Below are 12430 nucleotides of genomic sequence, written 5' to 3'. Positions count from 1 at the left end.
CACTCGCGCCTGAACTTGCCCGGCCTCCTTTGCATCTCGCCGAGCAGCAAAGGCCGGAGGACCGGTCCCCTTGAGGTGCATTACAAGGAACGGGCGAGCTCCTCGATATCAAGCGGCTTGCTGACCAGCTTAAGCGTGCCGTCGGGGTTGCGTGGCCATTCCGCTGACGGGCGATCCCAGTACAGCTCCACGCCGTTGCCGTCAGGATCGCGAAAATAAATCGCCTCTGACCCACCGTGGTCATTTGCGCCGGTTAGCGCCACTCCAGCTGTCTGCAGGCGGCGCAGCGCGGCGGCCAGTGAGGCTCGTGTCGGGTAGAGGAATGCGACATGATAAAGACCTGTCGTACCGCCGGAAGGCGCAGCACCGCCCCGACTCTCCCAAGTGTTGAGGGCAACATGATGATGATAGTCGCCCGCAGCCAGAAACGCAGCCTCACCACCGAGCATTATGGTGACGCTGAAGCCAAGCATGTCGCGGTAGAAGACGAGCGATCGCTCTAGGTCGGCGACTTTGAGGTGGACGTGACCTACCCTAACGCGCGCGTCGATTCTGTAATTTTCGTCAACGGGGGTCGCTGGGTTGGAGGCATTGAGGTGCGTGGTCATGAGCATCACTTCCCAGTCTCTGATCCGGGGAAGGTCACCCAACTACGCCTTTTGGGAAATACGGAATAATCTGGAGTGATCATGCAGAAAACTGCATAATTGTAACATGCGCATCGACGAAATCAGCGTCTTCATCAACGTTCTCGAAGCCGGCAGCTTTGCTGGAGCGGCCCGGCGTCTATGCATGCCCGCAACGACGGTGAGCGCCAAGGTTGCGGCGCTTGAAGAACGCCTCGGAGTGACCCTGATCCGGCGCACGACAAGAAAGCTGCGCGCTACTTCAGAGGGACAGGCCTATTTCGAACGCTGCCGCGTCGCACTGCGCTCGATCGAAACCGCCGAAGCGGAGCTTCGCGCGGAGTCGACGGAGATGGTCGGATCGCTTCGGCTGACGGCGTCGGTCGACATCGCGCAAACCCTTCTGCCGCGCGTCATCGTCGCGTTTCGCGGTACCCATCCCGGGGTCAATCTTGAGCTCGTTGTCACCGATCGTGTTGCCGATCTTGTTGCGGATGGCATCGACCTCGCCGTGCGCGTGGGCCCCTTGCGCGATTCAAGTTTGATCGCACGTTCATTTGTGACAGGCCCGTCAGGCCTGTTTGCCAGTCAGACCTATCTGGATCGTCGGGGAACTCCTGACACAGTCGAGGAACTCCGGAATCACGATCTGATCGCGATCACCAAGCCTTGGGCGCGGCCATTGCCGATGCTGGCCGACGACAGGAAAATCTCCGTCGACCTGTCTGGTGGCGTGGCATGTGACGACTTGTTGACCGTCAGGGCGCTCGTCACGATGGGGCTCGGAATCAGCTTCCTGCCCGGCTATCTCGCCCATCAGCTGGATCTCGTGAGGGTGCTGCCTGACCTGCGATCACCATTTACGGGACTCTACTTTGCCTATCCGGCCCAGAAATTCGTGCCGGTGCGGGTCAGGGAGTTCATGGAAGTCGCCGTTTCCACTGTCAAGCGTGAGGGGCTTCATGCCTAGGCCTGGGATCAATGATGTTGATCCGGTTGGCGCCCGAACGAACAGAAGTTGTGCCGCAATCTCAGACGTCCGACCAAGCCACATTGCTGCTGTGTCGGATCTTTCCTAAGCAGACGATCGCCAATGGCGCCGTTAAGTGGAAAATGGGCCCTTCTGAGCGACATCTTCGGCAAGCGATCCAGGCTCCCCGAACGGCTGCTTACCGCTGCGCAATCACCAAAACCAGACTGTCCGTTCCCGGCCCCATTTAGGTCTTAGCGGGGGAGGACCAGAAGGTACCTTTGTCGCAATAAAGGCCCTCAGTTTGGAAAGGGAAGGCAGACAGCGACATTATATGTCACAATATGGCGGTCATTTTGGCGTGGCCGCGCCGTAACGCAGGCCATCCAGCAGCAGCATGACCATGCGTTCTGTGTGCGCTTCTCCATCTTGCCCGGAAGCCACCGCGAGGTTCCCGATCGCGCGCAGCAGATCATAGGGCGCGACATCGGCACGAACCTCGCCGGCATCGGCAGCGGCGGTCAGCAGCATCGACAGAGCGGGTTCGAACCGGCTTCGGAAATAGTCCGGCAAGGCAGCGAATGCGGGATCGCCGGAATGGAGCGCCGCGGCCAGCCCCTGCTTGGTGGCCAGGAAGCGCGTGTAGAGCATCAGCCACGCTGACAGCGCATCGGCTGGCCCGCGCTGGGCGGCAAGCGGCGCGGCCGCATCGGCGCAGGCATCGACCTCGCGGCGGAACACGGCTGCCACCAGGTTGGCGCGGGTCGGGAAACGGCGATAGAGCGTGCCTAATCCGACACCCGCTTGCGATGCGATCTCGCGGATGGGCGCATCGACTCCGGACCGGGCGAACACGATCTTCGCGGCCTCCAGAACCGCCTCCTCGTTTCTGCGGGCGTCGGCGCGCATTCGCGGCGCAGACGTCTCGCCATCGCACCCGGTCAGTGAGGCTGACCCCGTCGGTTTTCGGGATTTAGGCATGGCCACTTTCACCCCCCTTGATAAACGGAACATCGATCCGTATATAGCCTATCGGAACATTGATCCGTTTGATAGTTAGGAGGCTCGCCGCCCCATGTCCAGCCCGATTCCCGCACCCCACGCATCCAGCACGCCCCCCGTGGTTTCCATCGCTCCCATCACGGTGCCGTCCACCGGACGGGGCATTGACCTGCAGGTACGGCTATCCGCGCCGATCAAAGGCGACGCACTGCCCCTTATCATCTTCTCGCATGGCAATGGTCAGTCGCTTCACGCCTATGGTCCCCTGGCTGATCATTGGGCGGCACACGGCTTTGTCGTGATCCAGCCGACACATCTGGATTCGCGGATGCTCCGCCTTGCCTCGGACGACCCTCGTCGCCCGCGGTTCTGGCGTTTTCGGGAGGAAGACATGACTGCCATTCTCGATGGGCTCGATCACATCGAGAGCGAGGCACCGATCATACAGGGGCGGCTCGACCGCTCCCGAATCGCGGTTGCCGGGCACTCGTGGGGTGGGCAAACAGCCAGCACACTGCTCGGCGCCACTCACCCCGACCCCGACGACGGATCTGTGGTCAACAGGAAGGACACGCGCATCAAGGCGGGTGTGCTCCTGGCGGCACCCGGTCAAGGCGGCGACGATTTGAGCGAGTTTGCAGCCCGCGCCCTACCGTTCATGCACTCGAATTTTTCCCGCATGACCGCGCCGACGCTGGTCGTGGTCGGTGACGCTGACAAGGGTGGACTGACCACGCGAGGAACGGACTGGTGGCGCGATCCCTACGACCTGAGCCCGTCGCCCAAGGCTTTGTTTACTGCCTTTGGCGGAGAACACTCTCTTGGCGGCATCCCCGGTTACGAGGCGCGGGAGACGACGGACGAACGCCCCCAGCGGGTTGCCGTGATCCAACGTCTTTCGACCGCTTTCCTTCGCAGTTCGCTCTATCCCGGCGACTCCGCCTGGGCCGATGCCGTCGCCGCGCTCGCGGCCGACGCTGCGCCGGAAGGCAGCATCGAGGCGAAGTGAGCAGGACGCCTGCGTCCCCTCATCTCCCAATCACGACCAACTCACTGGAGTTTTTGCATGAACACGATCCTCATTACTGGCAGCTCGTCCGGCTTCGGGCTTGAGACCGCCCGCTATTTCCTCGATCGCGACTGGACTGTCATTGCCACGATGCGCACGCCGCGAAAGGATTTGCTGCCTGCGTACGAGCGCCTGCGCGTCGTCGAGCTCGATGTGACCGACGCCACCAGCATCGCGCGTGCCGTGGAGGAGGCGGGGCCAATAGACGCTCTCGTCAACAATGCCGGTGCCGGCCTTATGGGGGCACTGGAAGGCGTATCGATCGACGCGACACGCCAGCTTTTCGAACTGAACACTTTCGGCGCGATGGCGATGACGCAAGCCGTGCTGCCTGGTTTTCGCAGGCAAGGATCGGGCGTCATCGTCAACGTGTCGTCAGCTGTAACGCTCAAGCCGCTGCCGATGCTCTCGGCTTATACGGCCAGCAAGGCGGCCATGGAGGCGTTCAGCGAAGACCTCGCACTGGAGGTGGCATCGTTCGGGGTGCGCGTGCGGCTCGTCATTCCGGGCCGTGCACCGGAAACGTCGTTCAGCGCAGCCGCCCGGGCTCGCTCGCAGAATGGGATACCCGAAGCCTATGCCGCATGGGCCAAAGAGGTGTTCTCCGCAGCACCGCCGCAAAAGGCCGAAGTTACGACCCCAGGCGACGTGGCTGAAGCCGTCTGGGACGCGGTAACCGATCCGACTTCTCCTCTTCGCATGCCGGCCGGCGCGGACGCGATCACGCTTGCTGCCAAGGCCGCGTAGACGGCACCCCTTATCTAGGCGGGCTTGCAAGCAAGAGCCCGCAAGATAGGTGCGTGCACGGCAGCTTCCGCGCCGCAGCACGTTCACCAACCCGCTAGACTTGTCACGTGAAAGGCAGTCGCGGGTTCCGGCCAGGTGAGATCGCGGCTGATCAAGCCTCCGTCCATACGAAGATCCCTTAGACCTGGCTTGCAAGGAGACATGCAATGGCAAGCATCACTACAAGTGACGGCACCACCCTGTTCTACAAGGATATGGGCCCGAAAGACGCGCAGCCGATCATGTTCCACCATGGCTGGCCGCTCAGCGCAGACGACTGGGACAACCAGATGTTGTACTTCCTGTCGGAAGGCTACCGTGTTATCGCGCATGACAGGCGCGGCCATGGCCGGTCCGACCAGACCGACACCGGCAACGACATGGATACCTATGCTGCGGACGTGGCCGAGATAGCCAAGGCGCTCGATTTGCGCGACGCGGTCCATATAGGCCACTCGACCGGTGGTGGCGAAGTCACCCGCTATGTGGCCCGCTCCGAGCGCGGCCGGGTGGCCAAGGCCATTCTTATCGCTGCGATCCCGCCGGTGATGGTTCGGTCCGAGGCAAATCCGGACGGCGTTCCCATGGAGGTCTTCGACGGGTTGCGTTCCGCCCTGGAAACAAACCGCGCGCAGTTCTACCGCGATCTTCCGAGCGGGCCCTTCTATGGCTTCAACCGGGACGGAGCGAAGATCAGCGACGGCATGATCGACAATTGGTGGCGCCAGGGCATGAGTGGCGACGCAAAGGCGCACCATGACTGCATCGCAGTGTTTTCTGAGACCGACTTCACGGAGGATCTGAAGGCGCTTACCATTCCCGTGCTAATCATTCACGGCGAGGATGACCAGATCGTGCCGATCGAGAACTCGGCTCACAAGGCGATCAAGCTTGTCAGTGACGGAACGCTCAAGACCTATTCCGGCCTTTCGCACGGACTGTTCGCCACGCATCCCGAGGTCGTGAACCCGGACATGCTTGCCTTTATCCGCGCATGAGACAGCTTTGCCGAAGGTGATTGGCGGCCGCAACGTTCGCGACCGCCGAAAGCCTGTTCCGTGAATGTGCTACGCACCGCCGCGGCGAGGTTACACTCGCTCAATAGACATAGCCCGCCGGGGAAAGCGATCGACGCTGCTGGAAGCGTTGCCAATCCGTGCTCGGTGTTCGAAGACAGGGCATTGAAAACCATGAATGTAATCAGGGTCGCGATCGCAGGTTTCGGAGGAGTGGGCCGCGCCACGGCCAGTCTTCTCCTTGCTCGCCGCTCTCGCTACCGGCAGGTCCATGGCGCCGACTTGCGCCTTGTAGCCGTCTGCGGGTCGCGATCCGGTCTGGCAGACGCGGACGGGCTCGAAGCCGAGCACCTGGATGCGCTAGAGCCGGGCCTGTCGGGTCCGGCGTTCATCGAGACGAGCGGCGCCGAGATTCTCATTGAGGCAGGTCCGAGCGATTACCGGACCGGTGGGCCGGGCCTCGCCTATCTCCGTTCTGCGCTTTCGGCGGGGCGCGACGCCATTGTCATATCCAAGGGCGCGCTGGTCCACAGCGGCCCGGAATTGCAAGCCCTGGCGCGTTCCACAGGGGCGATGCTGAAACTCAGCGGCGCAGCGGCAGCCGCCCTGCCGACGATCGACCTTCTCGAACACAGCCTAAAAGGTTGTGAGGTACTGGAAATCGAGGGCATTTTGAACGCCACCACCAACTACCTGCTCGACGCGATGATGAACCAGAACCTCGGCTTCGACGAGGCGCTGGCGCGCGCCCAGGCAGGCGGTTTCGCTGAAGCCGATCCACGCAACGACACCGAGGGGTGGGACACTGCCAGCAAACTCATACTCGTCGCAAATTTCGGCCTCGACACCGCCCTGACGATGGACGATCTGGTCGTCGAGGGCATTCAGTCAGTCACCGCGCGCGACATCGAAGCGTGGCGAAGGCAGCATCTCGTTCCCAAACTCGTTGGAAGCCTCACCCGCGCGGACGGCGCGACGCGGGCGACCGTCGGCATCCGTCCCTACCCACCGAGCGATCCGCTTGCGCATGTGTCGGGAAAGAACAAGGCAATCCGGATCACCACGGACGCGATGGGCGAGACGATCGCCATCGGATCGGGAACCGAACCGCTCGCCACCGCAGCGGCTGCGCTCAAGGATCTCGAACATATCCTGATGGCACGAGTGGCTCGCGCCACTGGCGGCTTGGGAGGAGAGGAATGACGCTGAAGACCGTACACGCTATTAGGCACATATGGTTCGAGGACCTCGGCAGCTTCGCGTTCCCCTTGAGAGCGGCGGGTTACGACATCGAATATATCGATGTGGCGGAGCGCGATGCGGCACAGCTCGATCCTCTCGCCGCCGATATACTCGTGATTCTGGGCGGCCCGATCGGCGTATACGATCACGACGCGTATCCGGTCGTCGCCGATGAGATAGGCCTGCTGCGGTCGCGGCTCGCGGCCGACCGGCCGACACTCGGCATATGCCTCGGCGCGCAACTGATGGCGGCAGCCCTCGGTGCTCGCGTCTATCCGGGTCCGGTCAAGGAGATCGGCTGGTCGGAACTCAACCTTTCGGACCTGGCCGCCCGCAATCCTGTCGCTGCGCTTCGCGACGTTCCGGTGCTTCACTGGCATGGCGACACGTTTGACCTGCCGGAGGGCAGCACTTTGCTCGCGTCCACCGCGCTATGCGCGAACCAGGCCTTCTCGCGTGGGCCCAATGTGCTCGGCCTGCAGTTCCATCCGGAGGTCCTTGGCGCGCGGTTCGAGCACTGGCTTCTGGGTCACGCCAGTGAGCTGGCCACGGCCGGTATCGATCCTGTCACGCTGCGCAGCGATGCCGCGCGATATGCCGGCGATCTGGAGACGGCCGGGACCGCGTTGCTAACGGACTGGCTGTCGCACCTCAAGCATTGACGCCGGAGCGAGCAGCGCCTCGCATCGACCATTACAGTGAAAGGACCCCGGTATGACGAAACCAGTTCCCGTTTTCCCCGAAGGGCGGCAAGAACTATACAAGAAGAACCGATACTCGGCCGCAATCCGGTCCCGCGATCTGTTGTTCGTGTCGGGACAGGTGGGCAGTCGCGAGGACGGCAGCCCGGAAACGGATATCGCCGCGCAGATCCGGCTGGCTTTCAATAATCTGGGAGCGGTCCTGGCCGTGGCAGGCTGCACGTTCCGCGACGTGGTCGACGTCACGTCCTTTCACGTCGACCCCGAAAACCATGCCGCTATGATGCTGGCCATCAAAGATGAGGTCTTTCTCGGTCCCGACTATCCGAACTGGACCGCGGTCGGCGTAACCTGGCTTTCTGGCTTCGATTTCGAGATCAAGGCTATCGCGCGCATCCCTGCAGGAGGCTGAACGCAACCCGATACGCAGAGGAGGCAGGCACAGTCCTCCAGGAAATCTCACATGCTGAAGGGTCATTCCCATTGCCTATCAGGTAAGGTTCGGCGGTCCGCATCGTGATAGTCGGTCGGGCTCATCCACTGGTGCTCTATAAATACGCGGACAAGCACCCGGTTCGACGAATATTCCACCTCCTGCGCGATCTCGGTGACAGGGAGGTCGGTCCGTGCAAGGAGTTCGCAGGCCTTCTCCATCCTTAGCCGCGTCAGATGATCCCGAGGCGGCGGGCCGACGCTCATCCCCGGCAGGTCCTTCAACCTCAGAAAGATCCAGAATTCCGGCTGGAGATTTCATCGTGCGTTCATATGATCCGAAGTGGCCTGCGCGGTACAATTGGGCGAAAGACTGGCATGCGGGAACAGTCATTCCGTGCCACCTATGCCTGCAGTGCCGACGCTTTCTCCTTCCGGCGCCCCGGATCGCGGGCAGCGCGACGGTAGTCAGTCGGGCTCATGCGTTGATGCTTGATGAAGACCCGGGCGAGCACCTGGTTTGACGAGTACCCAACTTCCTGCGCGATACCGGTGATGGACAGGTCTGTCGTCTCGAGCAGTCGGCAGGCTTTCTCCACTCTCAGCTGTGTCAGATAGATCCGTGGTGGCACGCCGACGCTCTGCTTGAACATCCGCGCGAAATGGAAAGGGGAGAGCCGCGCTTCGGCCGCCAGATCGTCGAGGCTGATGTCTTCGCAAAGCCGAGCGTGCATGAGATCGATACAACGCCGCTCGGCCCACGGTGCAAGCCCGCCCCTTGCTGCCTTGAACTGTGCTCCGCCTAACCGGCACAACTCCGCCAGGATCTCGCAGCCTGCGGCACGCGCCCCAAAGCCGTGATGGCGCTCCTTCGTCGTCGCAGAGCACCCACAGGTTCCGCAGCGCCGATCGGATCGGCGGTGAGTCGAACACCCGGCCGTAGTTGAAGGCCGTGTCGATCGAGAACCGGCCGTCGGCGGCTTCATTCAGGACGCCCTGCCAATGAGCCAAGGGGAACGTCACGCTGCGAACCTGATGGCTTTCCTCCATGACCGCCGTTGTTGCAAAGTTTGGCGCAGCTAAATTGAGTAAGCCTCTTTCGCTAGTTACATCAAAGCGCCCTCCCCCGAGATCTGATCTGACACGACCATTGCCAATCATGTCCTCGTACAAGACGATATCCGGTAGGGCTGGGCGTGACATACCCCCAGCGGGTTGCGCAACCTCAAGCATTTCAAGGACCCCGCCTGGGGATTTCAGCGCGCGCACGTAGGAAGCAGGTCGGCCTTTGCTGTGCCACTGGGCGAATGACGAACAGGAATGCACGGTCATGCTGTGGCTCCTTTCGGAGGGCGGTACCCGTCGGGCCGCAAGTCCGCGCGCTGCGCCGAGATGACCTTGTTCCTTACAAATACGCGTCTGAGGCGCAATTTGCGTCGAGGGCATAGTCTGCGGGTGCATGGCTCGGCAGCCATTTGGTGAAAGCGCCACTCGGTTGGGCGAGAACTTTACATTTGTATCGTTTCAACCTAATTGTGTATCGTTGCAACAATGAAATGTCAAGACGCGGAAAAACTCCTCACTCTACCAGAGGCAGCGCGCGGCAACCTGCCTGGCCGGTAGGCACGATCAATTTGGGAAAGATGTCCGAGGCCCTTCAAAATGAAGGAGTGGAAACGACACGGAACGGCAGTAAGGTGAATGGACCCAACCAGAAAAAGCAGACCATAACCTGGGCGCATTGATTGGAACCACGCAGCAAGAAACCGACGCTGAAAACCATCGCGACCGCATTGGGTTTGGGCGTCACGACTGTCTCTCGCGCCCTTCGGCACGATGAGAAGATCAGTTCAGCGACCCGCAAATCCGTCCAGGACATGGCGCGCGAGCTTGGCTACCATCCCAGCAGGGCTGGCCTGCGACTGCGGACCGGAAAGACGAACGTAGTCAGCCTTGTCCTGGATACCGAAGAGGAAATCGGCAGCTTCCTGTCGCAGATCGTCTTCGGGATCACCGAATGCCTTGAGGGCACGCCTTATCAGCTAATTGTCACGCCCTATTCGAAGCATAGCGATCCCGTCTTGCCGATTAGGAAGCTCATCGAGACCGAAGCCGTGGACGGGATCATCATTTCCCGGATCGAGCCAGCGGATCTGCGGGTACAGTATATGATCGAGCAAGGAATGCCCTTCGTGACCCATGGTCGGACGCAAATAGGTGTCGAACACCCCTACGTCGATTTCGACAACCATGCCTTCGCCAGAATCGCGGTTGAATGCCTTGCCAGCCTGGGACGCAAGCGACTGGCGCTGCTTGCCCCGCCCGCAGGCCTGAGCTTCCACGACCACATGCGGCAGGGGTTCGAGGCGGCGATGGCCGAGCACAAGCTGGAGGAGGTACGGTTCCAGGGGATCTCGAACGATAGCTCAATCGAGCAGATCAGGCTGGCCGTCAGAAACCTGATGCTGCAAAGCCCCGCGCCGGACGGACTGATCAACAGTTCGGGCGGGGTGAGCGGCACCGGCGGCGCGATACTGGCTATCCAGGCCGGCCTCAAGGATGTTGGTGCTGTCATCGGTCGCGATGTCGATATCGTTACCAAGCAGCTCTTTGCTAATCTTTCCGTCTTCGGCGACGAGTTCTACGTTGTTCACGAGGACATACGCGAAACTGGCCGATGCCTGGCCAAGGCGTTGCTCGGATTGATTGAGGGAAAACCCATCTCCGAGTTGCAGACCTTGTTTGTTCCGACCAAGGTGTGGCGGCAATCAGCGACTGACCGGGACGCATGATTGCGTGCGGACTTGCGATCGCAACGCTGCCGGCCAACCGGCCCCGCTGCCCGGTTAGCTCATCGGAAGGGGAACGACGAATTTCAGCCAACCCCACGCAGCTCCTCCTGTTCAAAGACGGACGGATGGCACGGCTGCTCCCACCAATAAAGCCGCCGCGATAACGTGGATCCCATCATCATCATCGAACGCCAGATCGAGCTCTTCCGCCACGTCCATCTGGCTCTCGGCGTCGGCGCCTGCACCGCACTGGATGCGGCGGACACGCAACTCTGATCACGTCCGAAAGGTCCGCTGCCCGAAACGTGCGCCGACGAGAGCGTCAAGCCTGCACGCGATTTCAGGCGCACTCGTCGGTCTCGCAGGGACCAAATAGCCGTGGTTCCAATTGGCCGCGGCGTCAGCTCCTGCGCATCACGATCATCTTTTCCTGCGTCATGTCGCGCATGGTATAGGGGATGCCGCCGGTTCCGTATCCGGACTCCTTCCGGCCGGTAAAAGGCATCCAGTCGGTGCGGAAAGCGGTGGGATCATTGATCATCACGGCCGAGGCATCGAGCCGATTGGCCGCGCGCATTGCGACGTCGATATCCTGCGCGAAAACGCTGGCCTGAAAGGCCGTCGGCAGGGCATTTGCCCGACGAATGGCTTCGTCCAGATCGTCGTAGCGATAGACTGCGACCACGGGGCCGAACACCTCCAGCGTCGAAACCTTCGCGGCTGTGGCCGGGTCGAGTAGAACCGCTGGTTGCAAGGTAGTCTCAGATAGTCGCTTGCCGCCCGTTGCCAGCGTCGCCCCACCCTGAACCGCTTCTTCGATCCATTGTCCGACCCGGTCAGCCTCGCGTGGCAGGATCAGCGGCCCGACCTCGGTGTCGTTCAATGTGGGGTCGGCCGTGCGCAGACTTTCGACGCGGGCGACGACCCTCTGCGTGAAGTCGTCGGCGATGTCGGCATGGACGAAGATGCGCTGCGTCGAAACGCAGACCTGCCCAGCGTGATAATAGCCGCCCTTGACGATCGGCTCGATCACCTTGCCGAGATCCGCGCTGCGATCGACGATGGCTGGCGCCGCCCCGCCATGCTCCAGTGCCGAGCGCGTGCCGGGGGCGAGCTTGGAATGCAGCGACCAGCCGACCCTTGCCGATCCAATGAATGTGAGGAAGGCGACGCGGCTATCCGTCGCCAGCCTTTCGGCCAGTGCGTTGTCTTCCGTGATCAAGGTCTGGCACCACGGCTCCGGCAGGCCCGCCTCCCGGATCAGAGCCACGAAGTCGAGACAGGAGAGCGGCGTCGTGATCGCCGGCTTGACGATGACGGGGCAGCCGACCGCGATGGCCGGCGCGACCTGATGAACGATCAGGTTCAGCGGATGGTTGAAGGCGGAAATCGCAGCGACAACGCCGATGGGTTCCTTCGTGGTGAAGGCCCAGCGGTTCTCGGCGGCGGCCGACAGCCCCATCGGGACCTCGCGGCCGGCGAAGTTGCGCAACTCGTCGGCGGCATTGTGGACGCCATCGATTGCGCGATTGGTCTCGACGATGGCATCGGGCAGCGGCTTGCCGCCCTCACGCGCGATCTGCATGGCGAGATGATCGCGCCTGCCTTCCATCAACGCGGCCAGCCTGCGCAGAATGGCAACGCGCTCATGCGACTTCAGCCAGCCGTTGCGATCCCTGAGGACGCGCTCGGCCGCCAGCAGTTTGCGCTCCAGCGCGTCGTCGTCGTCGGTCTCGATCTCCGTGATCGGGGCACGGTCGAATGCCTGCACCACTTTCAGCATAGTCGATCTCC

At 61.9% G+C, this 12430-nt stretch carries 13 protein-coding genes; 8 read left to right on the top strand and 5 right to left on the bottom strand.

What is annotated here, in order from left to right:
- Window positions 1-80 precede the first annotated feature (80 nt).
- Complete coding sequence (locus ACVJNE_RS20455; RefSeq protein ID WP_499568584.1) at window positions 81-608, bottom strand: VOC family protein; 528 nt, start codon at window positions 606-608, stop codon at window positions 81-83.
- A gap of 106 nt (window positions 609-714) precedes the next feature.
- Between ACVJNE_RS20455 and ACVJNE_RS20450 the strand changes: the two genes are divergently transcribed.
- The gene (locus ACVJNE_RS20450) at window positions 715-1596 is read left to right on the top strand and encodes a LysR family transcriptional regulator (RefSeq protein WP_499568582.1); all 882 of its coding nucleotides are present in this window, start codon (window positions 715-717) and stop codon (window positions 1594-1596) included.
- A gap of 351 nt (window positions 1597-1947) precedes the next feature.
- On the opposite strand, the gene ACVJNE_RS20445 is transcribed toward ACVJNE_RS20450, so the two are convergent.
- The gene (locus ACVJNE_RS20445; protein ID WP_499568581.1) at window positions 1948-2505 is read right to left on the bottom strand and encodes a TetR/AcrR family transcriptional regulator; all 558 of its coding nucleotides are present in this window, start codon (window positions 2503-2505) and stop codon (window positions 1948-1950) included.
- Between the two features lie 166 nt (window positions 2506-2671).
- Here ACVJNE_RS20445 and ACVJNE_RS20440 point away from each other — a divergent pair, with 166 nt between their 5' ends.
- From ACVJNE_RS20440 to ACVJNE_RS20415, 6 genes are all read left to right on the top strand, one after another.
- Window positions 2672-3607: an alpha/beta hydrolase family protein gene (locus tag ACVJNE_RS20440; protein WP_499568579.1), complete on the top strand. Its 936-nt coding sequence runs from the start codon at window positions 2672-2674 to the stop codon at window positions 3605-3607.
- 57 nt (window positions 3608-3664) lie between these two features.
- Window positions 3665-4414: an SDR family oxidoreductase gene (locus ACVJNE_RS20435; RefSeq protein WP_499568577.1), complete on the top strand. Its 750-nt coding sequence runs from the start codon at window positions 3665-3667 to the stop codon at window positions 4412-4414.
- A gap of 206 nt (window positions 4415-4620) precedes the next feature.
- Window positions 4621-5451, top strand: coding sequence for an alpha/beta fold hydrolase (locus ACVJNE_RS20430; RefSeq protein WP_499568575.1), 831 nt, complete (start codon window positions 4621-4623; stop codon window positions 5449-5451).
- A gap of 192 nt (window positions 5452-5643) precedes the next feature.
- Window positions 5644-6672: a homoserine dehydrogenase gene (locus tag ACVJNE_RS20425; RefSeq protein WP_499568732.1), complete on the top strand. Its 1029-nt coding sequence runs from the start codon at window positions 5644-5646 to the stop codon at window positions 6670-6672.
- Window positions 6669-7373, top strand: a complete 705-nt coding sequence (locus tag ACVJNE_RS20420) for a glutamine amidotransferase (RefSeq protein ID WP_499568574.1) — start codon at window positions 6669-6671, stop codon at window positions 7371-7373. The genes ACVJNE_RS20425 and ACVJNE_RS20420 overlap by 4 nt, the downstream gene beginning before the upstream one ends.
- 52 nt (window positions 7374-7425) lie before the next feature.
- The gene (locus tag ACVJNE_RS20415) at window positions 7426-7824 is read left to right on the top strand and encodes a RidA family protein (protein WP_499568572.1); all 399 of its coding nucleotides are present in this window, start codon (window positions 7426-7428) and stop codon (window positions 7822-7824) included.
- A 62-nt stretch (window positions 7825-7886) separates the two neighbouring features.
- Here ACVJNE_RS20415 and ACVJNE_RS20410 read toward each other — a convergent pair whose 3' ends face one another.
- Together ACVJNE_RS20410 and ACVJNE_RS20405 are read right to left on the bottom strand one after the other, a co-directional pair.
- Window positions 7887-8111, bottom strand: coding sequence for a helix-turn-helix domain-containing protein (locus tag ACVJNE_RS20410; protein WP_499568571.1), 225 nt, complete (start codon window positions 8109-8111; stop codon window positions 7887-7889).
- A 137-nt stretch (window positions 8112-8248) separates the two neighbouring features.
- On the bottom strand, window positions 8249-8578 hold the full coding sequence (locus ACVJNE_RS20405; protein WP_499568569.1) for a helix-turn-helix domain-containing protein: 330 nt from the start codon (window positions 8576-8578) through the stop codon (window positions 8249-8251).
- 1011 nt (window positions 8579-9589) lie between these two features.
- Here ACVJNE_RS20405 and ACVJNE_RS20400 point away from each other — a divergent pair.
- Window positions 9590-10636, top strand: a complete 1047-nt coding sequence (locus ACVJNE_RS20400) for a LacI family transcriptional regulator (protein WP_499568568.1) — start codon at window positions 9590-9592, stop codon at window positions 10634-10636.
- 400 nt (window positions 10637-11036) lie between these two features.
- Here ACVJNE_RS20400 and ACVJNE_RS20395 read toward each other — a convergent pair whose 3' ends face one another.
- Window positions 11037-12419, bottom strand: coding sequence for an aldehyde dehydrogenase family protein (locus ACVJNE_RS20395; RefSeq protein WP_499568566.1), 1383 nt, complete (start codon window positions 12417-12419; stop codon window positions 11037-11039).
- Window positions 12420-12430: the final 11 nt, after the last annotated feature.

The sequence above is a fragment of the Mesorhizobium sp. DxT genome (assembly GCF_058448885.1).
This window is presented reverse-complemented; position numbering and strand designations above follow the sequence as displayed.